The following is a 24872-nucleotide window of genomic DNA, read 5'->3' on the forward strand; positions in this document are numbered from 1 at the left end:
GGTTCCTCAGTATTTGAAGCTGGCGGTCAGCGATGCGCTGCGGCCGGCCGCCACGCCCGCGTAGTGCGGCGAGGAGACCTTGTCGTAGTACAGCTTGTCCGACAGGTTCTGCACGTTCAGCTGCAGGCTGACGTTGGGGTTGACGATGTAGTTCGCCATCGCATCGAAGCGGGTATAGCCGGGCGCCCACTTGTTGTTGTTGACGTTGGCGTACACCTTCGACATCGAGTTCAAGCCGCCGCCCACCGTCAGGTTCGGCAACACCTTGTAGGTGGTCCACAGCGAGGCGCTGTGCTTCGGCGTGGTCGGGAACACGTTGCCATTGAACGGCGATGCCGCCCATACCGGCGCGGCGTTGGTGCCGGTGTTCACGAAGCCGTTGTCGTCGACCTTGCCATCGAGCCAGGTGTAGCCGCCGAAGACCTGCCATGCGGTGGTGATGCTGCCCGATGCGCCGAATTCGACGCCGCGCACGCTCTTCTTGCCCACGTTTTGCGTGGTGCCGTCCGGCGCCGTGACGCGCGCATTGTTCATTTCGCTCTTGAAGATCGCGGCCGACAGCGACAGGCGGCGCGACAGCACTTCCCACTTGGTGCCCAGCTCGAAGTTCTTGCTGTCCTGCGGTTTCAGGTTCTGCACCACGGCGGTCAATGCATCGAGGCCGTCGCCGCCATCGTTGCCCGGCGGCGTTGACGACGTACCGTACGACAGGTACACGCTGCTGTTCGCGGCCGGCTTGTAGACCACGCCCGCCTGGTAGTTCGTGAACGTGGAATTCACCTCGGCGTGCTGGGCGGCGGTGGTGGTGCCGTTCAGCGTGTATTGCGGCACGTTCAGCGTGGACGTGAAGTCGTCCCAGCGCACGCCCACGTTCACCAGCCACTGCGGCGTGAACTCGATCGTGTCGATCGCATAGGCGGCGCGGGTGTTGGTGCGCACGCTCGTCTGCGCCGGCGACAGCGCGCGGTTATACGCCCATGGGTCGTCCGGGTTGGCGCCAGCCAGCGGCGCGCAGTTGTACAGCGTCTCGGCGCCGGAGGTCGGGCAGGTAAACGTCTTCGTCAGCGGGTTGTTGGTGCCTGGCGTGAACAGATAGGTGCCGCGGTCGGTCTGCTCGCGCGAGAACTCGATGCCGGTGCTGAAGTTGTGCTTCAGGGTGCCGGTGCGGGCTTCGCCGGACAGCGCGGTGCTGTTGGCCAGCGTTTCCGTATCCGTCACGCGGGTATTGGCGCGGCGCCACACGGTGCCGTACAGCACCACGTTGCCCTTCGAATCGTCCGGCTGTGTCCACACGTAGTCCTGGCTGGTCTTGCCGTAGCGCGTCACATTGCGCAGCGTGAGGCCGTTGCCGAAGTCGTGCTTGACGTCGACTGTGCCGATATCGGTTTCGGTGTCGCGGAAATCGCGGTTGGTCAGGCCCCAGAAGCTGTCGCGCGGCACGGAAATCGGCGTGCCGTTGCCGTTCTTCGCCACGTTGACACCGCTGGTGATCGGGTTGTTGAACGGGATGCCGGTATCGGGCAGTTCGTTCGATTCCATGTGGTAGTACGACAGGTTGACCTGGGTCGGGCCCGACAGGCCGAAGCCGATCGTGGGCGCGATGCCCCAGCGGTCGCCGCCCACCGGGCCGCGGCCGGCCACATCGTTCTCATGCCCCATCACCGAGATGCGGAACGCGGAGTCGGTGCCGATCTGGCGGTTCACGTCGGCCGTCACGCGCTTGTAGTTGTCGGTGCCGAAGCCCACGCTGCCGTTGTAGAAGTTGTCCAGCTTTGCCGTCTTGGTGACGATGTTGACGCCGCCGCCAGCGGACGAACGGCCGCCGTATGCGGAGTTCGGGCCCTTGACGACTTCGACCTGCTCGATCGCGAACACTTCGCGCGATTGCGAGCCGCTGTCGCGGATGCCGTCGATATAGGTGTCGGTCTGGGCGTTGTAGCCGCGGATGAACAGGTTGTCGCCCACCGGGTTGCCGCCTTCGGCCGCGCCCATCGTGATGCCGGGCACCGTGCGCAGCGCATCGGCCAGCGACGTGGCGCCGGTCTGTGCGATCACTTCGCTCGGAACGACGGTGACGGATTTCGGCGTGTCGAGCAGTGGCGCCGTGAACTTCTCGGACGCGGAACGCTGCGGGATCTGGAATTCGTTGTTCGCGGCACGGCCGGTGACCGTTACCTCCGGCATCTTGCTGTCGCCTTGCTGGGCGACGGGTTCGGCGTTGGCGCCGTTGACTTCAGCATGCAGTGCGAGCGGCATCGCCAGGGTGGCGATGGCGGCGAGCGTGGCTGGCGAATGCTTGCGGCTCTTGATGAACGACATGTTTTCCTTATTGTAGCGTTGGCATAAAACGTGAATGATAATAGTTTTCATTTGCCTTCGCAACGCCATTACACCATTTTGGCCACGAATGCAAGGGGTTTGCCTTGGGTTTGTGGCGCATCTGTGGCAAAATGCCACGATCGACAAACATCAAGAAAAGGCTTTCCCATGAAGGGCGATAAAGACGTCATTCGTTTGCTGAATGCACAGCTGACGAACGAGCTCACCGCGATCAACCAGTATTTCCTGCACGCGCGGATGTACAAGCATTGGGGCCTGGCACGGCTGGCGAAAAAGGAATACGAAGAATCGATCGGCGAGATGAAGCACGCCGACAAGCTGATCGACCGCATCCTGATGCTCGATGGCCTGCCGAACCTGCAGGCGCTGCACAAGCTGCTGATCGGTGAAAACACCCAGGAAATGCTGGAAGCGGACCTGAAGCTGGAACGCGGCGCGCACGTGACGGTAGTGGAAGGTATCGCACAAGCGGAAAAAGTGGGCGACTACGTGTCGCGCGACCTGCTGCTGGAGATCCTCGAAGACACCGAGGAACACATCGACTTCCTGGAAACCCAGCTGGACCTGATCGGCAAGGTCGGTATCCAGAACTACCTGCAGACGCAGATGGCGCCGGCAGACGAGGCGCACTGACGAGTAACAGCCTGGCTGGCCCGCACGGGTCAGCCGTCACGCGCCCTCGGGTTCACGCATTCACGGGCTCACGCGCCCATTGGTTCACGCGCCCATTGGTCCAGCCAGCGGGCGTAGCACGACAAATCCTGCGGCACCGCGCCCGCGTAGCCACAGGATGCCGCCGCGAACGCATTCGCGCGTGCCAGCGTCCGTTCCATCGTCCAGCCGCGCAGCCTGCCCAGCAGGAACACGGCGTTGAACGCATCCCCCGCCCCCACCGAATCGACGAAGCAATCGCTGCTGCCCGTGCCGTGATCGGCCAGGTGCGCGCCATCGGCGGACAGGTACAGCGCGCCGCGCGCACCCATCGTGACCACCAGGGCCGATAGCGAGAAGTTGTGCATCATCGCGCGGCACTCGGTATCGACCGAAATGCATTCCATGTTCACCGTATCCGGGCAGGTGTGGCAATACCACTTGAACAGCTGCTGCAATTCCTCTTCGTTGACCTTGACGATATCGGCCTGCTGCAGCGAGTCGAATACGATGGCTTCGTCCACGTGGCCGGCGCGCAGGTTGAGGTCGAGGAAGCGCACCGCTTCGGTCTGCTCCAGCAGGCCGTGCAGGGCAGCGCGCGATACCGGGTCGCGCTGCGCCAGCGTGCCGAAACAGAAGATGCCGGGATGGGCTGCCTGCACGGCGGTCAGCGCGGCGACGCCGTCGATGTGGTCATAGGCCTGGTCGGGCACGATCGTGAAGCGGTGGCTGCCGTCGGCGCCCACTTCCACGTGAACGCTGCCGGTGGCCTCGCCGGTGCCGGACTGCAAGCCCGAGCCGGACATGCCATAGCGCGTGAATTCGTTGCGGATCAGGGCGCCGTTGTCGTCGTCGCCGATGCGCGTGACCATCGTGACGGGCAGGCCGAAGCCGGCCAGGTGCCGTGCCAGGTTGAACGGCGCACCGCCGACCACCCGCTGGCTGCTGAAATCATCCACCAGTGCTTCGCCGAAAACCGCTACAGATTGTTCCATGGCCGCCCCGCTCTATCGTGACGCCACAGTGTAGCGCAATGAATTCAGGGCCGACGTTCGCGCTGCCCGGTTTGTGCCTGGTTCAGGCCCGGACAGTGGCCACGTGGAATGAAGTTTGCGGGATCACGCTGCTGGTTCATGCCTGCTGGTTCATGCCTGCTGGATCATGCCTGCTGGATCATGCCTGAGGCAGCGTATCGCGGAACGATGGCCGCTCATGCAGCTTGTCGTACAGGCGCGCCAGGTTCGGGTGCGGCGTGCGCCAGTCGATCTCCGGGAAGCGCAGGTCGAACCAGCCGAGCGCGCACCCCACGGCAACGTCCGCCAGCGAGTAGTGGGTGCCGGCGCACCATGGCGTATCGCCGAGGCGGTCGGACAGCGATGCCAGGCCGCGCGCGACTTTCCCGAGGTGCCGGTCGATATAGGCACTGCTCTGCAATTCGGGCGGACGCTGCGTGCGCTCCAGGCGCACCGCCACGCCGGCATCGAGCACGCCATCGGCCAGGGCTTCCCAGTTCTTGATTTCCATGCGCTCGCGGCCATTCGGCGGCAACAGCTTGCAGACGGGCGTCAACGTATCGAGGTAGTCGACGATCACGCGCGAGTCGTACATCACGTAGCCGTCTTCCATGACCAGGCAGGGCACCTTGCCGAGGGGATTGACGAGGTGGATGCTGGTCTCGGCACTCCACACATTCTCGAGCTGCATCTGGTACTCGAGCTTTTTTTCCGCGAGCACGACGCGCACCTTGCGCACATAGGGGCTGGAGAGCGAACCGATCAGTTTCATGGGAAGGCACCGGATGGGAGTGTGGCCCAGTATAGCATCGGGCCCCGTGGCCGGAGCGTGGCCGGCCGGTGATCAAAACGTGGGCACAGCGATGGTAAAATCGCTCTTTTTCCTGCCTCCCTCTTCACCATGACCACTCCATATTCCACGTTGTCGGCCCTTTCCCCGCTGGACGGCCGCTATGCGTCCAAGACCGACAAGCTGCGCCCCATCCTGTCCGAAGCCGGCTTCATGCACCACCGTGTGAAGGTCGAGATCGCGTGGCTGCAGGCGCTGTCGCAGGCTGGCTTTGCCGAGATCAAGCCCTTCCCGGCCAGCGCCACCGCGCTGCTGGACAAGCTGGCCGCCGACTTCTCGGAAGCCGACGCCGCGCGCATCAAGGAAATCGAAGCCGTCACGAACCACGACGTCAAAGCTGTCGAGTACTGGCTGAAGGAACAGGTGAAGGACGTGCCGGAGCTGGTGGCCGCTTCCGAATTCATCCACTTCGCCTGCACCTCCGAAGACATCAACAACACCTCGCACGGCATGATGCTGAAGGCCGCGCGCGACGGCGTGATGGTGCCGGCCCTGAACGGACTGGTCGCGAAGCTGAAGGACATCGCCCATGCGAATGCCGACCTGCCGATGCTGTCGCGCACGCACGGCCAGACCGCCAGCCCGACCACGCTGGGCAAGGAATTCGCCAATGTGATCGCGCGCCTGGAACGTGCCGTGGTGCGCATCGCCGGCGTGGAAATCCTCGGCAAGATGAATGGCGCGGTCGGCAACTACAACGCCCACCTGTCGGCCTACCCGTCGTTCGACTGGCCGGCATTCTCGAAGAACGTGATCGAACAGCGCCTGGGCCTGACGTTCAATCCGTACACGATCCAGATCGAACCGCACGACTACATGGCCGAGCTGTTCGACGCCTTCGCCCGCGCCAACACGATCCTGCTGGACCTGAACCGCGATATCTGGACCTACGTATCGCTGGGCTATTTCAAGCAGAAGCTGAAAGCCGGCGAGATCGGTTCGTCGACCATGCCGCACAAGGTCAACCCGATCGACTTCGAGAACTCGGAAGGCAACCTTGGCCTGGCCAACGCCGTGCTGAAGCACCTGTCCGAAAAGCTGCCGGTGTCGCGCATGCAGCGCGATCTCACCGATTCCACCGTGCTGCGCAATATCGGCGTGGGCCTGGGCTACACGCTGCTGGCCTATGACAGCTGCCTGCGCGGCCTGAACAAGCTGGAAGTGAACCCGGCGCGCCTGGCGGCCGACCTGGACGCAAGCTGGGAAGTGCTGGCAGAACCGGTGCAGACCGTGATGCGCCGCTACGGCATCGAGAATCCGTATGAACAGCTGAAGGAACTCACGCGCGGCAAGGGCATCACCAGGGAAGCGCTGCAGGAATTCATCGGCAAGCTGGCCATTCCGCAGGAAGCAAAAGACCTGCTGCTGGCGATGACGCCGGCGAACTACACGGGCATCGCGGCGCAACTGGCCAAGGCGATCTGAGCAGGATCCAGGGCCGGATCCCGGGCCATGCAGGGCGCCCTGGACGGGCTTGAAGGTTCAGGCATTCCTTACCTTTAAGTATCCTCTCACCATCGGCCCCTATGACGGCAGCTCCTTATCCTGTAGGGTAAGGGCTGCCGTTTTTACATGTGGCCAGCAACATCTTCGTTTCTTTGCTACAGTGACGAGCCGTTAGTCCTAATACGTACTAAAAAACAGGGGTGCTCCAGATGGAACGTTATACGAGAACCGCGATGGTGCTGCACTGGCTGATCGCGCTGCTGGTCATTGCCGCCTTCACAATGGGGCTGGTGATGGTCGACATTCCCGGCTTCACGCCGACCAAGCTGAAATATTATTCCTGGCACAAATGGCTGGGCGTGACCGTGCTGGCACTGGCCGCGCTGCGCCTGCTGTGGCGCCGCCGGAACCGGCCGCCGGCCCATGCGGCCGGCATCGCGCCCTGGCAGGCGAAGGCCGCGGACGCGACGCACGTGCTGCTGTACGTGCTGATGTTTGCCGTGCCGCTGTCCGGCTACCTGTACACCACCGCGGCCGGCGTGCCGGTCGTCTACCTCGGGCTGTGGCAGGTTCCCGCCGCGTTCGAGGCCGATACCGCCCTGAAAGCGACGCTGAAACCGGTGCACTACTGGCTGAACATGGCGCTGGCCGCGCTCGTGGTGATGCACGTGGCCGCCGCGCTGAAACACCATTTCGTCGATCGGGACGATGTCCTGAAACGCATGCTTCCCTAACCTGTCGGAGCCTCACTCATGAAGACGCATTTGAAACCGATCCTGCTGGCCTCCCTGGCCGGCCTGTCGCTGGCGGCCGGCGCCGCCGTGCTGAAGACCGATCCCGCCAAGACTTCCGTGTCCGCCACGTTCAAGCAGATGAACGTGCCGGTCGAATCGAAGTTCAAGAAACACAGCGTGGTCATCGACTACGATGCCGCGAAGCCGGACGCGTCGAAAGCCACCGTGGAAGTGGACACGGCCAGCCTGGACATGGGCGACCCCGAATACAACCGGGAAGTGGCCAAGAAGGAGTGGTTCAACTCCGCTCAGTTCCCGAAAGCCACCTTTGTCTCGACATCGATCAAGAGCGCCGGCGCCGGCAAGCTGAACGTGACCGGCAAGCTGACCATCAAGGGCAAGGCGGCCGATGTCACCTTCCCCGTCACCGTGAAGACAGAGGGCGGCAAGCAGGTGTTCGACGGCGCGGTGCCGATCAAGCGCCTGACCTACAACATCGGCGAAGGCGAGTGGAAGGACACGAGCATGGTGGCCGATGAAGTGACGATCAAGTTCCACGTCGTCTCGCAGTAAATTCGCGGTAATCTTGCGGTAATTCCGCAGTAACCCTGCAGCACCCATCAACCCGAAGGAGAACGCATGAAATCCACGCTGCTCGTTGTAATGCTCGCCATGGCCGGCCTGGCCAACGCCGCCACGTACAACATCGACCCGAGCCACACGTATCCGAGCTTCGAGGCCGACCACAAAGGACTGTCGCTGTGGCGCGGCAAGTTCAACAGCACGAAGGGCACGATCACGATGGACCGCGCCGCCAAGACCGGCAGCCTGGACATCACGATCGACACGACGTCGATCGACTTCGGCCACGAGAAAATGAATTCGCATGCGAAATCGGCGGACATCTTCAACGTCGAGAAATTCCCGACCGCCACCTACAAGGGCAAGTCGTTCAAGTTCAACGGCGACCAGCTGGTGAGCGTGGACGGTGAACTGACGCTGAACGGCGTGACCAAGCCGGTCGAGCTGAAAGTGGACCGCTTCAAGTGCGTGCAGGATGCGCGTCTGAAGCGCGAAGTGTGCGGCGCCAACGCCACCGCCGAATTCAAGCGCACCGACTTCGGCATCAACTTCGGCATCCCGAACTTCGCGCCGGAAGTGAAGCTGGCAATCCAGGTCGAAGCCGTCGCCGCGGAGTAAGCAGCTCCGGCATCCCCGCAGAACCCCGCCGCGCGCGGGGTTTTTTATTGCCGCAACCGGTGACAAAACCAGTAATGGGTTCCAGTTGCAAAAATAAGGAGCCTGTCACCGTTTTGGCTCGCCACCGGCTCGTCATCTTTTGTTGACGCCATTGACATCGTCAACTAAGCTTGACGCATGATCGATCTCCAAACCCTCCCCCGCCCCGACGATCCCGCTGAAGCGCTGGCGGCGGTCGTTGCGCTGCGCCTGGCCGCGGACAAGCTCGAACGCAAGGCCGTGGCGGCTGCCATTGCCCAGGGCTGGTCCTGGAGCCATGTGGCCGATGCGCTGGGCGTATCGAAACAGGCCGCGCACAAGCGCCTGGCACCGTTGATTCAATCCTAGAAAGGAGCATCATGCTGCAGCGTCTGAAACAGCGCATCGCCGACATGCGCACCATCAAGGCCCTCTGCGAGGGTGCCGAACGGCAGGCCAATGCGATGGGCGAGCCGGAACCCGGCCCGGAACATTTCCTGCTGGCGGCGCTCGACCTGCCTGATGGCCTGGCGCGGCGCGCGCTGCTCCGTGCCGGCGCCGATCCATCCCGGCTGCGGGCCGGCATCGCGGCCGCCCATGGTTCTGCGCTGGCAGCCGCCGGCGCCGATCCCGCCCTGCTGGCCGACGATGCACCGGTACTGCCGGGAAACGGCGTCTATCGTGCAAAAGGTGCGATGGAAGAGGTGATGCGGTCGCTGGCCGCCTGGCCCCGCGCGGCCGGAGAACCGCTGACGGGCGCGCATGTGGCGGCCGTGATCGCATCCAGCCCGCAAGGTACCGCGGCACGGGCGTTGAAAGCGATCGGTATCGATGCGGCAGCGCTGGCTGCGGCGGCCCGCGCCGAAATCCCGGCGGTGCGACACTCGGCCTGACGGGCGTTTTCACCTGCACTGTTGTTCCAGGCCGCCATCTCCACAGCCTCGCCTTGCTTCCCGACCGCTACCGACGTACATTTGGTTATAAAAAATGCATATAAATTTTATAACTAAAACTTCGAGGCGCTTATGGGGATGTTGCGGCATCAGAATAACTTCAACCTGTTGCGACTGCTGCTCGCGCTGCTCGTGCTGCTGTCGCACGCACCGGAACTGCAGGATGGCAACCGTCACCGCGAGCTGCTGACGCAACTGTTCCACACGCTGTCGTTCGGCGAGCTTGCGGTGGACGGCTTCTTCCTGCTGAGCGGCTACCTGATCGTGCAAAGCTGGGATCTCGAGCCAGTGCCGGTCCGGTTCCTGCGCAAGCGGGTCTTGCGCATCTATCCCGGCTTCATCGTCGCCAGCCTGGTCTGTGTGTATATCGTGGCGCCACTCGGCGCGGATGCAGGGCGCTATTTCCGGGAATTATCGACCAGCACGGTCGCGCTGTGCCTGGCCGTGCTGCACGGGCCGATCACCCCGCCGGTTTTCGAGAGCCTGCCCGAACCGCAGGTGAATGGCTCGATGTGGACCATCATGCGGGAATTCGCCTGTTACCTGGCGGTGATGCTGCTGGGCGTGTCCGGCGGCATCCGGCAGCGGCGCGTGTGGCTGGCGCTGACGGTGACGGGCTTTGCGGCGTACCTGTACGCATCCTTCGGCCTGCCACTGCCCTTCGCACCATTGGGCTTGCTGCTGAACGACCCCATCGTACGGTTGGGTTCGCTGTTCTTTGCCGGCGGCTGCTTCTACCTGTACCGCGACTGCTACCGCTTCACGCGCCGCGGCGCGCTGGTCTCGGCGGTGGCGCTACTGGCGTTGATGTTTTCGCGCCGCTACGCGGAGCTGGGGCTGGCCACGTTCGGCGGCTACCTGCTGTTCTACTTTGCCTTCCGTCCGATGTGGCTGACCGAAACGTTCAACAAGCTGCCGGACATTTCCTATGGCGTCTACCTGTACGGCTGGCCGGTGCAGACGCTGCTGGTGGCCTACCTGCCGCCAGTGTCGCCATGGCTGAAGCTGGCGCTGGCCTGCCTGATCGTGCTGCCGATCAGCGTGCTGAGCTGCTACCTCGTGGAGCAACCCTTGCTGAAACTGAAACATGCACGGCGCAGGATGGCCGCCGCCGGTGCGGGAGGCTGAAAAAAAGGCCGGGAAATCCCGGCCTTTTTCATTCATGCATGCTGGCGTTCCTGCTTATCTGCCAGCGCTTATTTTCCAGCGCTTATCTGCAAGAGCTTACTTGCCATCCTTATCCCAGTCGCCCGGCAGCTTGCGCTCGATGCGGTCCCAGGCGGAACGCGTGGCGCTCCTCGCTTCGTTCCACGACAGCCGCGAATTGCCTTTCGTGCGCTCCCAGTCGCTCTGCAGGCTGGTTTCGTTGGTGTTCCAGTCGCCACGGTAGTTGGCGCGACCGTTGTAGCCCAGCGAGTATGCTGGATCGTAGTCGTCGTACTGATAAGCCGGGTTGTAGTACGACTCGTTGCGGTGCTGTTGTTCCCAGTACGTTTTTTCCTCGGCCGGGTTGACCAGGCCGCCAACGCCCTTGCCCGTCATGCCGCCCGCCAGCGCACCGATCGCGCCTCCGGCAGCCATGCCGACCGGACCGGCAGCCGCGCCCAGCGCCATGCCGGCCATCGCACCGCCCCCGGCACCGACGCCGGTTGCCAGGTGATGGTCGCTCAGGTCGTCGCCCGTTTTCGGGTTCACCACTTCGGCAGCGCCCTTGCCGGCCAGGCCGCCGGCGATACCGCCTACGACCGCACCCGCCGCCATGCCGATCGGACCGCCCGGCGTGCCGGCCGCCAGGCCTGCCGCCGCGCCGCCCGCCGCACCGAGGCCGGTGCCGATCACGTGCTGGCCGGCACTATCTTTCCAGCTCGATTCGATATGCGCGGCATCTTCGTCGGAGCGTGCATTCACGCCCATCACGATGCCACCCTGCTTCAGGCCTTCTTCATAGTGCTGCACGCGCTCTTCCGGAATACCGGCACCGATCAGCGCGCCCAGCAGGCCGCCGGTCAGGCCGCCGGCACCTGCGCCGGCCAGCGCAGCGGCCAGCGGGCCGGCCACCACCACGCCCAGGCCCGGCAGCACCAGCGTGGTACCCACGGCAGCCACGGCCGCCAGTGCGGCACCGATCGCGCCGCCCACGCCGGCACCGATGCCCGCGCCTTCGGCAGCCTTGCTGCCCAGTTCAGTTTCGATCTGCTCGCCGCCGCTGAAGTAGCGCTTGCGGGTTTCGTCGGACATCAGTACGTTGATGTCGTCCTTGCTGTAGCCACGCGACGTTGCGTGGTGATAGGCACGTTCTGCGCTCTCGCGGTCGTTGAACAGGCCGGTAACAAGGCGGGAATTCTGGTTCGTCTGGCTCATGAGGGTCTCCTTTAAATGTATGTCGATGACCACTTCACAATAGACTTCTGAACAACACTTCTCTGTACGTTTCCGCACCAAGACGGCCTTTGTTCCAGACCACGCCGGGAACGTACGCTGGCGCACGGACTACGGCCATGCGCCGCCCTTACACTTTTTACATGGCGGGGCTGAACGGCCCGGTCTTTTTCTTAACGACTTAGGGGAACGAGCATGAACTTCATCATCTGGATCGTTATCGGCGGCATCATCGGCTGGCTCGCCAGCCTTGTCATGAAAACGGACGCCCAGCAAGGGCTGTTCCTGAACGTCGTGGTCGGCATCGTCGGCGCACTGCTCGGCGGCTGGCTGCTCTCGCCCCTGTTCGGCACGGGCACCATCAATGCCGATGATTTCAGTCCACTCTCGCTGCTGGTGTCGTTCCTGGGCGCCGTGATCCTGCTGGCCATCGTCAACCTGGTCTTCCGCGGACGGGCGCGCTAACCGGGCTTGCCCATGCGATAGCACTGAAGTCAGCAATGAAGCCGGCCCGAGGGCCGGCTTTTTCATTGTCAGCGAACCAAATTTCATGCGGTTTTGCTACTGAAATTCCTGATTGACGAATCGCAATGCGATGCGGATACTTGCACGCGCCACGTAACCCGCGGCAATTATCGGGACGCCCACAACAACTCCTAGACCATCGCATGAAAAAATCACTTCTCGCGCTCGCCATCATGAGCATCACGTCCGCCCACGCCGACGAAGGCATGTGGATGCCGCAGCAGCTGCCGCAAATCGCCAAGCAGCTGAAAGCCGCCGGCCTGAAACTCGATCCGAACAGCCTCACCCGCCTGACCGAATTCCCGGCCGGCGCCATCGTCAGCCTGGGCGGTTGCTCGGCGTCGTTCGTGTCGCCGCAAGGCCTGGTCGTCACCAACCACCACTGCGTCTACAACAGCGTGGCACAGAATTCCACGCCGGAACGCGACCTGCTGGCCAACGGCTTCGTGGCCCGCTCGCTGGGCGAGGAATTGCCGGCCGCGCCGGGCACGCGCGTGTTCGTGACGAAGGAAGTGCTGAACGTGACCGACAAGATCGTCACGCCGGCGGTGGCGAAACTGTCGGGCAAGGCGCGCAGCGATGCGATCGAGAAGAACCAGAAGACGCTGGTGGCAGCCTGCGAAGCAGACCCGGGACACCGCTGCACCGTGCCGTCGTTCTACGGCGGCCTGGAGTTTTACCAGATCAAGCAGCTGGAAATCCGCGACGTGCGCCTGGTGCACGCGCCCCCTGCCGGCGTCGGCAAGTTCGGCGGCGATACCGACAACTGGATGTGGCCGCGCCATACCGGCGACTACGGTTTCTACCGCGCCTACGTGAGCAAGGACGGCAAGGCCGCCGACTACAGCAAGGACAACGTGCCGTACGTGCCGAAGCACGTGCTGAAGCTGGCGAAGGATGGCGTCAAGGAAGGCGATTTCGTGATGGTGATGGGCTATCCGGGCCGCACCAACCGCCACCGCCTGCCATCCGAAGTGCAATTCACGTTCGACTGGTTCTACCCGGCATTCGTCAAGGCGTCGGCCGACAACCTGGCAATCATCGACCGCGAAACCAAGGGCAACAAGGACCTCACGCTGAAATACGCGGGCCAGGTAGCCGGTATCAACAACTACTACAAGAACCGCCAGGGCATGATCGACTCCTATGCCAACAGCGACTTCCTGCAGCGCAAGACCGCCGAGCACGAGCAGCTGAAGAAGTGGATCGACGGCGATGCCAAGCGCAAGGCTGAATACGCCGACGACATCGTCAAGGTCGAGCACCTGATCGCCGAGCGCGATGCCGCCGTCAAGAGCGACTTCAACTACAACTACGCGGAACCGCGCCTGCTGATGGGCGCCCGCACGCTGTATCGCCTGGCCAACGAGAACCAGAAGCCCGATGCCGAGCGCAAGTCCGGCTACCAGGTGCGCGACCTGCCGCGCCTGAAGTCCAACATGGCGGCGATGGAACGCACGTTCGACCCGAAAGTGGACAAGGCGCTTGCCATGCACCACATGAAGGCTTACCTGGCACAGCCAGCCGCCGAGCAGAAACAGGCGTTCAACACGGCGCTGGGCCTGCGTGCGGGCATGAGCGATGCGGAACTGTCCGCCGCGCTCGACAAGCTGTACAACGGCACCAGGCTGACCAATGCCACCGACCGCAATGCCTGGCTGGACAAGAAGCCGGCCGATTTCCAGGCCAGCGACGATGCCTTCATCAAGGCCGCCGTGGCGCTGTATGACGCCGACCTGAAGGAAGAGGCGGAGGAAGAAGAACTGGCCGGCAAGCTGCAGCAGGCCTACGGCAGCTACATGAAGGCCAAGATCGCCTACATGACGTCGAAGGGCCAGGCCGTGTATCCGGACGCGAACAGCACGCTGCGCGTCACTTACGGCAACATCGCCGGCCGCGACCACGGCGCCGACGGCAGCACCTGGACCGCGTTCACCACCGTCAAGGGCGTGCTGGCAAAGCACACCGGCACGGGCGAGTTCGATGCACCGAAAGCGCAGCTGGACGCGATCAAGGCCAAGGACTTCGGCAAGTACGTCGATCCGAAGCTGAAGACGGTGCCTGTGAACTTCCTGGCCACGCTGGACATCACCGGCGGCAACTCGGGTTCGGCGGCGCTGAACGCGAAGGGCGAGCTGGTGGGCCTGGCATTCGACGGCACGCTCGATTCGATCATCTCGGACTGGGACTTCAACAAGGCCAATACTCGCGACATCCAGGTCGACCTGCGCTACATGCTGTGGAACATGAAGCATGTGGACAAGGCCGATAACCTGCTGAAGGAGATGGGCGCCGAGTAAGCGTTCCAGCCTTTATCGAAAGCCACGTCCTGCGAGAGGCGTGGCTTTTTTTATGGGTGCAGCGAATCTACTGCTGGCCATCGGGCTGACGCTTGGCAGGATGCAGACAGTGATAGCAAGAGGACGATGACGCCGCAGTTAGTACATAAATACGGGAATTCGTATTCGCGTGGTACGCCAGAACGTTTCGATGCCTTCCACAAATCAAGTGGCCTTTCGCGCCACTCGAGCAATACGGTTGATCTGAAGCATGCCTAGGCCGTCCTGGACGCGTGACATCAGCAATATCCTTTAGAAATCGCCTCTTCATGGCTTTCCATACAAGCAAGCGGGATTAACTAGTAATCATGCGCGAATATATTCCGCGGAGATAGTAGTTCCAGAAGCCGCGTCAACTTTAATAAGAAACGCATCGCTTCCTTCATGAGGACGAAAAACAATTGCTACTGTGCCGTCCGGGGTAGAGTCTAAATGGCTGAACCACTCAAACTGACCAGAAATACTTCTCCCTGAAATTAGCTGGATATTTGGTACCGTCACCTGTGATCTGCCATCTCCTGAAATCATGCGAAACAGAGATGAGTTCTGTTGCTCATCTACACTTTCGACGAGAGCGAAATACTTCGCTCCGGGTACGATGCAGGCTGAAAGGGTGTATGGTGAACGGTACTGATACTCCAGATCATCATATAACCAAGCTATTTTTCTCACGGGTGATGATGACCAACCCTGTTCGAGCATTTCGATGCTACTCATCGTAGATGGAACCTCTTTTCCGTCATCACCAAATTTGGTAAGTGCTTGTACAGTCACAATGTCAGCATTTTGAAGTAACACAGCATACGACTGCCTTTCAACTAATAGTCAGATGAAGCTGGCGAACTTTGCAAACTTCTTGCATCTTTACCGGGCTGCGGCATCCATCACCTCAAAGCCGAAATAATCTTTCCCGGCCGACCGCTATTAACCATAATTCTTCTAGTTGCAAATTAAACGACTGACGCATATGAATATGACGGCAACAGAGGAAGCTCAATTTGACAACACCATATCCCAAGGCCATTCGTTGTTTAATTTTGCATTTACGCCCTACCAAAGCTTATTATTTATAGAGTTCACCATAAAGCACCTCGCACATATCATGTAGTCTTCTATTTTCCGCAATCAGCGGAATGTCGTTCATGTAAAGGACAATATCAGTAAGGCTACCAAGGCCACCGTACAGCCGCAAAATTTCAGTTTTTCCGGCCAGAGTGTCCGACGAAAGAAGAATGCGACACTTTTTTACTTCAATCGCCCAATAATTATAGTTGAAATTTTCGAGAACTCGCTCAATCTCAGAAAGCAATGCGGAAACTCTATTTACATCCATTTTTCCCCATCAATAATTATTTGTTTCTTGACACCCTCCCATAATGCGATTTCTTATTTGTCATATTTTCAATATGCACCCCACAGATTCATACCTTTCAGGAAAATAATACTTAGAATGTCTGAATAATGCTTCCTGAGCGCTCACAGTATATCGTGTTACGCAAAGGTATAAGGTGAACTGTTTTAGGCAATATGAACGCATTTTCTAACGCGGCAAAGTCTATCGGCTTGTCTAAATGGCAGAAGTATCCCTCACGATTGCTTCCCCAAAAAAAGTCGTGGCTAAGTCTATTCCCATTTTTGAGAAGGTAGTCGACAATAGGCTGAAGATGTGCGTACACTGGCCCATCCGCAGGGCCAATGTCGGGAATTGTGATTTTCTTCATATCAGGGCTTCTTATAGATAGGTGTTTTAGTGTTGATCATCTCTTTGACATCAAGAGCGCGCAATTTTGAGTGCTGTTCGGAATTTATGAAAACTTGCGGAAGTGTTCGATTCTCATCTGGATTATACCTCGGGTTTGCCTTTGTTCGACCAAAGGCCACCTCACCTCGCGGGATATCATCAGTTAGTTCATAAAGCTGGATATATCGCTTGAAGTCACCTCGCTGCAAGCCTGTCTGCGGGTCGATAGAAGCATAAATTTGCAGGCCTTGATTTAACTTGTTCGCATCTACATTTCCATCTGGCAACGTACTGCGGCGAACTGCGCTTTCCGTAGTAAAATACTCTGAGATTGGCCGTCCATCCTTGCTGAATGTTATTTGTACGACTCGCTTTCCAGACTTTAGTTCAATATTTTTTAGGGCGTCTTTTCCTGGATATGGCTCCTGGCCTTGAAAAGCTGATGATCTCTCCGCCGCAGTTTTTCTTTTAGGTGGAATTGTTGCGATTTTTACTCCGCCACCCATATTTGCAGACTGCAGCGGCTTGACTACTTCAGGTGCTTTCTCGATTTTTTTTACGAAGAATCTGCCCACCTTTAGAAATCCTGCCCCCGTAGTTAAGACTTCTATCGCAAGCGCGACTGTTGCCCCAGCACGTTCAGCATCGTTAAAGTAGGGAAGCTTTGGAACAGCAATTGACTCAATCGCTTTCCTCGATGCCTCAGCTGACTGACGCAGTTTATTAGCTTCATGTGAGTGGCCAAAAATATAAAGGAGATGTTGTCGCTCTTGTAGTTCGGTTACTTGCTGGATGGCGCTGCCATGCAATCCGGCTTCTAGTAGATCTGGCACCGTGTTTAGAAAGCTTTTAACTACTCCGGCTATAGCGCTAGCAGGTGCATCTACCGCTGCCTTCAGTTGCTTCATCATCGTTCCAGTTGCGTTAGGAGCAGGTAATGCTTGAGCTTTCGCTGCATACGCTCCCGGATTGTTCCCCCCATTCATCGTGCACTTATCACCCTCCCGCACAACCTGCTTCCCTTCAATCCGCACAGTCTTGCACCCGCTAACCGGCTTGACCTCTCCGGTAACTGTCCCTGAGCGAATCCCCTTGCCAGTTCCCCGCTCATCTCCAGTGCCTTTCGGCTGAGTCGTCTGATCCAGCAGGTAAGCCGGCGAACCGTTGAATTTGACGGTACGCGCCGTGCTCATACTGTTCGACAGATCCTGGACGGTCTGGTACGGCACGGGCACCTGCCCGGAACCGGCCGGTGTCCAGTTGATCGATGGCGCTGTACAGATCGCCTTGAACTTGGCATCCTTTCGGGCGCCGAGCTTGTTGCTGCCTGGAGCAATGGGCAAGGCGGGCCGGCAAGCCTCATCCAGTTTTGCCTGCATCGCCGCTGCCAGTTCGGCGTCCCGCCGCAGCAGTTCTTCGCTGCCAAAGGGCCCCGAAGGCGGGCCGCCGGTTGGCTCGCCTTTTGAGCCCGGGGGTAAGTCGTTCGGTTCGTCAGCCATGATCCGCCCGGCTAATCTGGCTGCCTGCTTCTTCGAGTGCGAAACGCTGGCGTGCAGTTTCACTGGGAGGTCGATAACTCAACTCCGCCGAAACGACATCGAGCTCGTCGACCGGAATGGTTCTCCTCCACACGAGCGTAAGCAGCTGCTCTTCCGGCTCGATGAGAACGGTGTCGAGCTGCATCGGCAATATCGATGCGCTTTCATCCGCGTGCAGCAGGCGCAGAATGCACTGGTCTTTCGGCAGCCTCAGCCGCAGGTAGACGTTCTTGCCGGCGTCGATTCGCGTACCCGGCGAACCGGCCGCGCACAGGTTCGCCAGCTCGATCTCTTCGCCGCCCGCCGGGTAGTCGATCTGCTGATCGGCCGGTGCACTGTTCCAGATGGCGAAGTCGAAGTTGTCCGGAAGCGGCGCGTCGCTGGCAACGAATGCCTCGTCGACCGTGCCGACCAGGACCCGGCGAACAGGATGTGTCTTCGGCAGGATGCCAAAGCCGGCCGGCACCCGGAACTGCGATGCTTCGCAATCGGCCTGCCGCGACGGAGCAAGCCAGCGCCAGAACTGCCGTGCCTTGAGCGTTGTCTCCGGCCGCTCGATCAGTGGCGCATCGACCGTTTTCTTCTTGCTGGCGCGCAGGGACCACGCATGAGCGAAGCCTGTGCCACAAGGATTCGGGTCGAAGGCAACGTGAGCAACGGGCGCGGAGCCGCCATTCGTGCTTTGGGGATGCGTTGCAATCTGCTCCGGCGTCAGCCTGTACTTCTTTGGGATGCGACGGCTGGCCGGATCGCTGGCGCCGACAATGCACTCGCCGCCGTAGGCATGCTCATAGCGCACCGGTATCGGCCGGCACTGGTCGACTCTCTTGATGCGCCAGGGGCATGGCCGTACGATGGTCAACGTGCACCACTTCAGCAGCCATAGTGCGATGCGCAGCGGCCAGGCGCGTCTGCGCAGTACGCGTTTGCCGTGAACGATCAGCTCCTTGTCGATCAGGCACTTGCTCTCGCCATGCCGCCATAACCGCAGCCGTACAGGGAAGTTTCGGATACCCTCCCGAGCGGGAGGATGGGCGGTTGCGTTGACGATCACGTCGCAACGTGGCTTGAACGGCACGTAATCCGACTCCTGTTCGACACTCCCCACGAGCGAGTCGTCGAATCCGGTGTCGGTCGCGCACAGCTCCGGCTGGACCTCGGAAATTCGCAGTTCGCCACTACCGAAGCTGAAGGTCTGCCGGACCGCGAACACCTTGAATTCCTGGCCGAACTGGTCAATCGCGTCGAATGGCTGGGCAGGAAAGGGCGTCTGGTTGATGAAGTCCATGGCATCCCCTAGTTGATGTCCACGTCCTTGCCGTTGACCTGAACCGGGCCGGAGGCATCGATGGAAATGTTCGTGCCGGACAGACTGATGGTGCCGTTCTGGTCCATCTTCAGCGATGCGGCACCGACGCTGATCGTCAGCGAGTTGCCGGCCTGGATAAGGTAGTTCTGGCCAACTGTCGTCATCTTGCTGACGCCGATCTGGGTAGTCTGCGAGGCAGCCACGATCGTGTTCATCGCCGCCCCGACGCGGATGGAATAAAGCGTGCCGATCGACAGGGACTTCTGCGCAGTGATCGTCTCGACCTTGCTTTTTCCTACCGTTTCGGTACGCGCGCCGCCGATCGCAACCACTTCATCGGCAGCTACCTTTTCGGTTCGGCCACCACCGATATCGATGGTTTCCTCCTTGTCGACGCGTTCCGTGCGGCCGGAATGAATGGTGATTTTTTCGTCGCCATCGACCGTCTCGGTGCGGTCCCGCTTCACCGCCACGACTTCATCGCGGCCAATGGTTTTACGGCGATCCTGGCCGACCCAATGGGATTCGTCATGCTCGACTTCGATGCGCTGGTCGCGTTCCGCGTGCAGCCAGATTTCCTCCTTTCCCTTCTGGTCCTCGAAGCGCAGCGCATTGGCGTTGTCCGGGGTGCCGCCCATCGTCGAGCGCGACAGCATGCCGCTTTGCGTGGCATGTTTCGGCAAGTCCCATGGCGGCATGTTAGCGGCGTTATAGACGCTGCCGATGATCAATGGCCGGTCGCAATTCCCGTCGAGGAATTGCACGACCACTTCCTGCCCGATGCGGGGCAGGCTGATATGGCCGAAATTTGAACCAGCCCAGGTGCTCATCACCCGCACCCACGGGCTGCTTCGTTCGTCGAATTTTCCCTTGCGGTCCCAGTGGAATTGCACCCGCACGCGGCCGTATTGATCCGTGTAGATCTCCTCGTCTTCCGGGCCGACCACGGTGGCGGTCTGCACGCCATAGATGTGGGTGTCCTTGCTGTGATGGCCGCGCCCTGGCCGCCAGGGCACCTTGCTGCGCACGCAGGTGAACGTGTTCGAATAGCGCGACGTCACATGGCGGTCGGCCTGGTAGTTATTGGTGGCCTGGTGGCGCACGGAGAGGACGAGGTACTGATCGGGCCCCTCCGTGGCCAGGGGGCGTTTCACGCTGAAATGCTTGGCCAGCGCGAACTTGCGGCCGGGCTGCACGGACCGGTGATTGCTCTCCGCCCGGAACTCGTGGGCGGCGCCATCGATCTGCTCCATGCGGCATTGGGCGAGTGCTTCGCCGTTCTTCCGGTTAAAGCCGTATGCGCCCGTGTACTCGTGGTGCTCCAGTGCTGGCACGTCGCCTTGCTCGTTCAGCGAAGGCCGGTCGGCCCAGTCGGACCGGGCATCCTTGAATTCGTAGGTGCGCACCGTGTACAGCGCCGAAGCCAGTTCGCGGCCCGGACTCCACATGCTGATGCCGTCCGCCTCCTGTGCCCCGGCCTCGCTCTGGTATTCGATGGTCGCGTCGCCATCGACCGGCGGAACCAGTTTGCTGTTGTCGGACAGAACCAGTGTGTGGCCGTCGTACCGGTGTTCATACCAGTAGAGGAGACCGGCCGCTTCCCAGCGGCGGTGCAGATGGTTATGGTCCGATTCGTTGTACTGGACCGCGAGCGTGATGTCGGACTCGTTCCACGACAGGTCGAAGCGGTAATCCCGGCGCAGGTAATGCTCGAACGTCTTCTCGGTGATCTCCGTGAGCGTCATGCGCTGGAACGTCGCGCAGTCCTGGCGCAGTTCGAGGAAGGCAAGCCATGGCCGCAGCACCATCTCGTAGAACGCAAAGCCGCCATCCGTGCGCAGGTGGCGGAATTCGAACACGTAACCGTTGAAGTAGCGCAGCGAGCGGTCGTTGCGCACCAGCGAAATCGTGACCATCTTGCCCATCACGTCCGTCAGGGCGATGTCGGCCGCATTCGACAGTACCTCGACCTTGTAGTGGAAGTCGCGCGAGAGATCCTCGCTGCCCTCGAAGGCATTGACCAGCATGAGGATATAGGGAGGACCGTCGTTGCGGGGGAAATCGAGCCGCAGCAGGCGGTCGTGCTGGCTCGTGCCGGCCAGGGCGGCGAGGAACGAGGCTGCATCAGTCAGCAGGGTCATGACTGTTCCTCTGGTGTTTTGAGGAGGTAGCGGATCTCGCGATCCTGTATTCCGGGCCGCGATACCATGAACGTGTCGTAGCCCAGCCGGAATCCACGCCCGAGGACCACGGGCCGTACGTCGGCCGCCCTGAGCACCAGCGTGAGCTCGAAATCGATACCCGGCATGTGGAACATCGACAGCAAGGCGCGCAGCTGCGGTACGTTACCGCCGTCGGGCAGGAAGCTGTTGTACGTGGCCTTGTCCAGCGGGCCGATGCGGATGCCCACGCGTCCGTCGCGCCGCCAGAGGCGCCGGCCCAGCACCATGCGCCCGTCGAGGCAGCAGTTCTTCGTGCCGAGCCGGGCCAGTTGATGGTCTTTCAGCCGGTACCAGTAGCCGATGTTCGGCGTGATCGTGATCGGCAACCGGAAAAAGTCCGCCAGCACGCTTTGCAGCATCGCGGCGGACACTGGCCGCTGCTGGAAAGCGCCGGTGTAGTAGCCCGCCACCGAATCCCCGACCGGCGCGCCAGCAGTATTGCCCGACAATGACATCAGCAGCGGCAGCAGGTCGTCGGCGTCCCCGTCGAGCGATGACAGGGACGGACGATTTTTCCGCCAGGCCGCGTGAAAATGGCGAACGAAACGGTTGGAAAACACATCGAGCAGCGCCTGCGTCCCGCCTTCGGGATCCTCCGCCAAACGTGCCGTGTAGTGGTTCGGCAGCGCTCCATGGGTGCCCGTAAAACCCATGAAGAGGGTTGTCAGCACCGCGTGCGGCATGTCTCCCTCGGCAGCAGGCATCGTGATCGCGGCCAGGTCGCCGCTGGGAAATGCCAGGTCGCGGCTGTTCTCGAATCGCACCAGGCGATCCAGCGCTTCGCCCCGTGTTACCTGGTGGCAGTCGGCCAGCCAGGCGAGCAGCAACTCCACTGCCTGGAAGAAGCTGTAGCGCCCCGGTTCACGGGACAGCGCCTCGATCAGGACAGGACGATCATTCCGCTGCGCCGTGGACATTTCAGGATCTCCTTTCCAGTGGCCGCCGAGACCACGATCAGTTGGGTGAACACGTTGATTTGCCCGTACAGGGCGAAGAAGCGGTCGAGCAATTGCACGAACACGTGCAGGCCACTGCCGACATAGGCACTTTCATCGATAGTCATGCGGATTTGCACGCCCGCCATCATTGCCGCGCGGCCTGCGCCTTTGACCCAGTCATGCACGGTGCAATTGGACAGCGCCACGATGCCTGCGATCTGCCGCTGCGTGACTGGCGAATTGGGCAAGTCATAAAGACTGAGCATCTTGCGCAATTCGACCAGGCCGATGTCGGACAACATGCGCTGGTTCAGCGCCAGGTGCGAAATCAGGCGCCAGTGCGTGCGGTCGTCCGAAGGGAAGCGCCGCGACAGCGTTGGTTTGCGCAGGAAGCGGATCGGCGAGCCGTCCAGCAGTCCGTTGGTATCCAGGTCGCCATCCGCCCTGCCATAGGGAAGCAGCGCCGGCATATCCCGGTTGCTGCACGTAGCATCGATGGAAAGCGTTTGCGCCTCGGGTGCCGATAGCCGCATGTCGTTGTCCACGATCGCTATCCGTACTTCGCGGCCAGGGTCGCACTGGGCCGTCATCTCGTCCCGGTGAATGAGCCAGAAACCGCCATGCGTAGCGGCCGATGCACCTTGGCCATGGTGCGCTCCGTAAAATGGCTGCAGCTCCGTGATGCGCTGGCTCGAGCCACTGCCGGAAACCAGCCTTGCCGTATCGACCGTGTACAGTTCGTATGCTGCAGGGCGGGCGAGATCGATCACCACCGGGTATTCGGCGGCGCAACCGTGCAGGTCGACCGGCGTCGTACCTCGGGAGAACAGGTTGATGACCGGCGTGCAGTGCTTTCGCAGGTTACTGGCGCCGAACGATGCCAGCGTCCGCGCCATCCCCGAATCTCGTCCGATTCCCCGCACTGGCAGGTGCAGCGTGAACTCGGTGCTTATGCGCGGGGCCGCGGCCAGAATGGCATCCAGGTCGATCTCAATGAAGTTGAATTTGTCCGGAAACGCGAAGTACTCGGTCAGCAGCCGGTAGGCCGGATGCGAGCGCGCTGGCCACGGCAGCATGGCATCTTCGTCGTCGAACCCTTTTGGCCTGACCGGAAATTCCGGCAGCGCAAACCAAGGTCCAGGCGCGTGCGCTTGCACGAAGGCGGGGCCGGTGTGCAGGAACAGGCAGTCGCGCGACGCCGCGCACAGCGACGGGTCGCCGTCGATGAACAGCGACAGGCGCTTCATGCCCAGGTCCTTGATCGGCATCGGGCTGGAGAAGTGCATTACCAGCGCAGCGTCATAGGCGTGATCGAGGCGATGGCCGGCGGGAACGCTTGCTGCGGAAACGTAGCGTGCGGACGAAACCACCAATGGCGCCAGCGCTACATCACTGGTGGTTCGAAACTGGCAGCGCACGCCTTGGATGAAGTGCGAGCGCAGTTCCGTGCCGCGTGCGATCTTCCTTGATGTCGTTGCATTGGTCAGGTCGTATTCGATCTCGGCAATCGAGCATGACGGATAAGTGTAAAGGTAGTGCGGATAGATGGCGTGCAGTAAAGCCTCCGTGAGACGCGGATAGGCCTCCGCTAGCAGCTTGCGGATCCGGCCGCTGAATACGCCGCAACACTGGATCAGCCTCTCAACCTGCGGGTCGCCGCAGGCATCCCCTGCAAAGCCGACCTTGCTTGCTAGGGCGGGGTAGCGCAGTCCCAGTTCCTTGCAATCGCGGCGGTATGTCGCCAGTTCTTCCTGGATATACGGTAAAAGTTTGTCCATCGTTGCTCCGTTGCTGTAAGGCATCGAAGCTCATGGTGGCATTACCCACCTCTCAGCAAATTGATGTGTGGCAATATTTAGCGGCGAAGGTCGAATCCGCAACAAGACTTCCTCCACCGCTCGCGCTCGAATGCAAGCTGCCGCGTGGCCCTGCCATTCCATGCTCATGTGCATCAGAGCTATAATCGCCCCCAATTCCCGTCTGAATGCGTGCAAGGTTAGCCACCGCCACATCTCGACACCCACCTGCTGAGGGAAGTTTTCCTTTCCCTATGGTGTGGTGGATCCGTGCTTGAGCGCTATTACCGAGAACTGCTGAATTTCCTGTCCCGTGCCGTGCGCGACCGCGATGCCGCGGCCGACCTGGCGCAGGAGAGTTATGCCCGCGTGCTGGCGGCGCAGCAGGCCGGCCAGGCCGTGCAGGACCCGCGTGCCCTGCTGTACCGCACGGCCCGCAACCTCGTCATCGACCGGCACCGCCGCGCCGGCGTGCGGGCGGAAACGGGCGAGGCCGGCTTACCGGACGACGAAGCGCTCGACGGGCTGGCCGGGCCGCCCTCGCTGGAGCCGGACACCATCCTGGCATCGCGCGAACACCTGGCGGCCATGGCCGCGACCATCGACAAGTTGCCGCCACGCTGCCGCGAAGCCTTCATTCTCTACAAGTTCGACGGCCTGTCGTATGCCGAGATCGCCGCCCGGATGGGCATTTCCACGCGCACGGTGGAGATGCAGTTGCAGATCGCGATGGACGCCTGCTGGCGTCGCCAGGACGAGCTCGATGGCACGGCGCGCGCGGTGCGCAGCAAGCGAACGCGTGCCAGTCCATGAACCAGCCAATATTCGCCAGCGGCGCGTGCCCGCTACCGGATTCGGACCGGCTCGTGCGTCTACACCA

22 protein-coding genes are annotated in these 24872 nt (G+C 61.1%); 11 read left to right on the top strand and 11 right to left on the bottom strand.

Annotated features, from left to right (window positions below; all coding sequences use genetic code 11):
- Positions 1–6: 6 nt before the first annotated feature.
- Complete coding sequence (locus ACY34H_RS27085) at positions 7–2319, bottom strand: TonB-dependent receptor (protein ID WP_464980531.1); 2313 nt, start codon at positions 2317–2319, stop codon at positions 7–9.
- Between the two features lie 168 nt (positions 2320–2487).
- Here ACY34H_RS27085 and bfr point away from each other — a divergent pair, with 168 nt between their 5' ends.
- Positions 2488–2973 (top strand): bacterioferritin, encoded by a 486-nt coding sequence (gene bfr, locus ACY34H_RS27090; protein ID WP_137314992.1) that lies wholly within the window; start codon positions 2488–2490, stop codon positions 2971–2973.
- 68 nt (positions 2974–3041) lie between these two features.
- Here bfr and ACY34H_RS27095 read toward each other — a convergent pair whose 3' ends face one another.
- Together ACY34H_RS27095 and ACY34H_RS27100 are read right to left on the bottom strand one after the other, a co-directional pair.
- The gene (locus ACY34H_RS27095) at positions 3042–3986 is read right to left on the bottom strand and encodes a PfkB family carbohydrate kinase (RefSeq protein WP_464980532.1); all 945 of its coding nucleotides are present in this window, start codon (positions 3984–3986) and stop codon (positions 3042–3044) included.
- Positions 3987–4164: 178 nt separating this feature from the next.
- Positions 4165–4776 (bottom strand): glutathione S-transferase family protein, encoded by a 612-nt coding sequence (locus ACY34H_RS27100; RefSeq protein ID WP_464980533.1) that lies wholly within the window; start codon positions 4774–4776, stop codon positions 4165–4167.
- 129 nt (positions 4777–4905) lie between these two features.
- Between ACY34H_RS27100 and purB the strand changes: the two genes are divergently transcribed.
- The 7 genes from purB (at position 4906) to ACY34H_RS27135 (ending at position 10333) form a co-directional block, all read left to right on the top strand.
- Entirely contained in the window at positions 4906–6279 is a 1374-nt protein-coding gene (gene purB / locus ACY34H_RS27105) for an adenylosuccinate lyase (RefSeq protein WP_464980534.1), read from the top strand.
- Between the two features lie 230 nt (positions 6280–6509).
- Positions 6510–7034, top strand: coding sequence for a cytochrome b (locus ACY34H_RS27110; RefSeq protein ID WP_464980535.1), 525 nt, complete (start codon positions 6510–6512; stop codon positions 7032–7034).
- A gap of 18 nt (positions 7035–7052) precedes the next feature.
- Positions 7053–7607: a YceI family protein gene (locus ACY34H_RS27115; RefSeq protein WP_464980536.1), complete on the top strand. Its 555-nt coding sequence runs from the start codon at positions 7053–7055 to the stop codon at positions 7605–7607.
- Positions 7608–7673: 66 nt separating this feature from the next.
- Positions 7674–8234 carry a YceI family protein gene (locus tag ACY34H_RS27120; protein WP_464980537.1) on the top strand — a complete coding sequence of 187 codons (561 nt, stop codon included), beginning with the start codon at positions 7674–7676 and terminating at the stop codon, positions 8232–8234.
- A 177-nt stretch (positions 8235–8411) separates the two neighbouring features.
- Positions 8412–8621 carry a helix-turn-helix domain-containing protein gene (locus ACY34H_RS27125; protein ID WP_464980538.1) on the top strand — a complete coding sequence of 70 codons (210 nt, stop codon included), beginning with the start codon at positions 8412–8414 and terminating at the stop codon, positions 8619–8621.
- An 11-nt stretch (positions 8622–8632) separates the two neighbouring features.
- The gene (locus ACY34H_RS27130) at positions 8633–9145 is read left to right on the top strand and encodes a Clp protease N-terminal domain-containing protein (protein ID WP_464980539.1); all 513 of its coding nucleotides are present in this window, start codon (positions 8633–8635) and stop codon (positions 9143–9145) included.
- Positions 9146–9283: 138 nt separating this feature from the next.
- Positions 9284–10333, top strand: coding sequence for an acyltransferase family protein (locus ACY34H_RS27135; RefSeq protein WP_464980540.1), 1050 nt, complete (start codon positions 9284–9286; stop codon positions 10331–10333).
- Between the two features lie 96 nt (positions 10334–10429).
- Here ACY34H_RS27135 and ACY34H_RS27140 read toward each other — a convergent pair whose 3' ends face one another.
- A complete protein-coding gene (locus tag ACY34H_RS27140; RefSeq protein WP_464980541.1) occupies positions 10430–11566 on the bottom strand; it encodes a hypothetical protein in 1137 nt (378 codons plus the stop codon).
- Positions 11567–11779: 213 nt separating this feature from the next.
- Between ACY34H_RS27140 and ACY34H_RS27145 the strand changes: the two genes are divergently transcribed.
- Both ACY34H_RS27145 and ACY34H_RS27150 read left to right on the top strand, forming a co-directional pair.
- Positions 11780–12049 carry a GlsB/YeaQ/YmgE family stress response membrane protein gene (locus tag ACY34H_RS27145; protein WP_137315003.1) on the top strand — a complete coding sequence of 90 codons (270 nt, stop codon included), beginning with the start codon at positions 11780–11782 and terminating at the stop codon, positions 12047–12049.
- Positions 12050–12252: 203 nt separating this feature from the next.
- Positions 12253–14409, top strand: coding sequence for a S46 family peptidase (locus ACY34H_RS27150; RefSeq protein WP_464980542.1), 2157 nt, complete (start codon positions 12253–12255; stop codon positions 14407–14409).
- A gap of 345 nt (positions 14410–14754) precedes the next feature.
- Here ACY34H_RS27150 and ACY34H_RS27155 read toward each other — a convergent pair whose 3' ends face one another.
- The 7 genes from ACY34H_RS27155 to tssF all read right to left on the bottom strand — a co-directional run bounded on the left by ACY34H_RS27155 (position 14755) and on the right by tssF (position 23974).
- Positions 14755–15165 carry a hypothetical protein gene (locus tag ACY34H_RS27155; RefSeq protein ID WP_464980543.1) on the bottom strand — a complete coding sequence of 137 codons (411 nt, stop codon included), beginning with the start codon at positions 15163–15165 and terminating at the stop codon, positions 14755–14757.
- Between the two features lie 346 nt (positions 15166–15511).
- The gene (locus ACY34H_RS27160; protein WP_464980544.1) at positions 15512–15781 is read right to left on the bottom strand and encodes a DUF6966 domain-containing protein; all 270 of its coding nucleotides are present in this window, start codon (positions 15779–15781) and stop codon (positions 15512–15514) included.
- 389 nt (positions 15782–16170) lie between these two features.
- Positions 16171–17688, bottom strand: a complete 1518-nt coding sequence (locus ACY34H_RS27165; RefSeq protein WP_464980545.1) for a DUF4150 domain-containing protein — start codon at positions 17686–17688, stop codon at positions 16171–16173.
- A complete protein-coding gene (locus ACY34H_RS27170; RefSeq protein ID WP_464980546.1) occupies positions 17681–19015 on the bottom strand; it encodes a DUF2169 family type VI secretion system accessory protein in 1335 nt (444 codons plus the stop codon). Before ACY34H_RS27170 ends, ACY34H_RS27165 begins: the two co-directional genes overlap by 8 nt.
- An 8-nt stretch (positions 19016–19023) precedes the next feature.
- Positions 19024–21177 carry a type VI secretion system Vgr family protein gene (locus tag ACY34H_RS27175; RefSeq protein WP_464980547.1) on the bottom strand — a complete coding sequence of 718 codons (2154 nt, stop codon included), beginning with the start codon at positions 21175–21177 and terminating at the stop codon, positions 19024–19026.
- Positions 21174–22175, bottom strand: a complete 1002-nt coding sequence (tssG, locus tag ACY34H_RS27180; protein WP_464980548.1) for a type VI secretion system baseplate subunit TssG — start codon at positions 22173–22175, stop codon at positions 21174–21176. The genes ACY34H_RS27175 and tssG overlap by 4 nt, the downstream gene beginning before the upstream one ends.
- Positions 22139–23974, bottom strand: coding sequence for a type VI secretion system baseplate subunit TssF (tssF, locus tag ACY34H_RS27185; RefSeq protein WP_464980549.1), 1836 nt, complete (start codon positions 23972–23974; stop codon positions 22139–22141). Before tssF ends, tssG begins: the two co-directional genes overlap by 37 nt.
- Before the next feature lie 288 nt (positions 23975–24262).
- On the opposite strand from tssF, the gene ACY34H_RS27190 reads away from it, so the two are divergent.
- On the top strand, positions 24263–24805 hold the full coding sequence (locus ACY34H_RS27190; RefSeq protein ID WP_464980550.1) for a sigma-70 family RNA polymerase sigma factor: 543 nt from the start codon (positions 24263–24265) through the stop codon (positions 24803–24805).
- Positions 24806–24872 lie beyond the last annotated feature (67 nt).

Source organism: Pseudoduganella sp. jia 9, assembly GCF_055502615.1.

Bases quoted from the DNA above. Each gene is read 5' to 3' on its own strand.
- tssG (WP_464980548.1), bottom strand. From the start codon at position 22,175: ATGTCCACGGCGCAGCGGAATGATCGTCCTGTCCTGATCGAGGCGCTG.
- ACY34H_RS27100 (WP_464980533.1), bottom strand. From the start codon at position 4,776: ATGAAACTGATCGGTTCGCTCTCCAGCCCCTATGTGCGCAAGGTGCGC.
- tssF (WP_464980549.1), bottom strand. From the start codon at position 23,974: ATGGACAAACTTTTACCGTATATCCAGGAAGAACTGGCGACATACCGC.
- ACY34H_RS27120 (WP_464980537.1), top strand. From the start codon at position 7,674: ATGAAATCCACGCTGCTCGTTGTAATGCTCGCCATGGCCGGCCTGGCC.
- ACY34H_RS27155 (WP_464980543.1), bottom strand. From the start codon at position 15,165: ATGAGTAGCATCGAAATGCTCGAACAGGGTTGGTCATCATCACCCGTG.
- ACY34H_RS27130 (WP_464980539.1), top strand. From the start codon at position 8,633: ATGCTGCAGCGTCTGAAACAGCGCATCGCCGACATGCGCACCATCAAG.
- ACY34H_RS27145 (WP_137315003.1), top strand. From the start codon at position 11,780: ATGAACTTCATCATCTGGATCGTTATCGGCGGCATCATCGGCTGGCTC.
- ACY34H_RS27150 (WP_464980542.1), top strand. From the start codon at position 12,253: ATGAAAAAATCACTTCTCGCGCTCGCCATCATGAGCATCACGTCCGCC.
- ACY34H_RS27140 (WP_464980541.1), bottom strand. From the start codon at position 11,566: ATGAGCCAGACGAACCAGAATTCCCGCCTTGTTACCGGCCTGTTCAAC.
- ACY34H_RS27115 (WP_464980536.1), top strand. From the start codon at position 7,053: ATGAAGACGCATTTGAAACCGATCCTGCTGGCCTCCCTGGCCGGCCTG.
- ACY34H_RS27085 (WP_464980531.1), bottom strand. From the start codon at position 2,319: ATGTCGTTCATCAAGAGCCGCAAGCATTCGCCAGCCACGCTCGCCGCC.
- ACY34H_RS27160 (WP_464980544.1), bottom strand. From the start codon at position 15,781: ATGGATGTAAATAGAGTTTCCGCATTGCTTTCTGAGATTGAGCGAGTT.
- ACY34H_RS27165 (WP_464980545.1), bottom strand. From the start codon at position 17,688: ATGGCTGACGAACCGAACGACTTACCCCCGGGCTCAAAAGGCGAGCCA.
- ACY34H_RS27135 (WP_464980540.1), top strand. From the start codon at position 9,284: ATGTTGCGGCATCAGAATAACTTCAACCTGTTGCGACTGCTGCTCGCG.
- ACY34H_RS27175 (WP_464980547.1), bottom strand. From the start codon at position 21,177: ATGACCCTGCTGACTGATGCAGCCTCGTTCCTCGCCGCCCTGGCCGGC.
- ACY34H_RS27125 (WP_464980538.1), top strand. From the start codon at position 8,412: ATGATCGATCTCCAAACCCTCCCCCGCCCCGACGATCCCGCTGAAGCG.
- ACY34H_RS27095 (WP_464980532.1), bottom strand. From the start codon at position 3,986: ATGGAACAATCTGTAGCGGTTTTCGGCGAAGCACTGGTGGATGATTTC.
- purB (WP_464980534.1), top strand. From the start codon at position 4,906: ATGACCACTCCATATTCCACGTTGTCGGCCCTTTCCCCGCTGGACGGC.
- ACY34H_RS27110 (WP_464980535.1), top strand. From the start codon at position 6,510: ATGGAACGTTATACGAGAACCGCGATGGTGCTGCACTGGCTGATCGCG.
- ACY34H_RS27170 (WP_464980546.1), bottom strand. From the start codon at position 19,015: ATGGACTTCATCAACCAGACGCCCTTTCCTGCCCAGCCATTCGACGCG.
- bfr (WP_137314992.1), top strand. From the start codon at position 2,488: ATGAAGGGCGATAAAGACGTCATTCGTTTGCTGAATGCACAGCTGACG.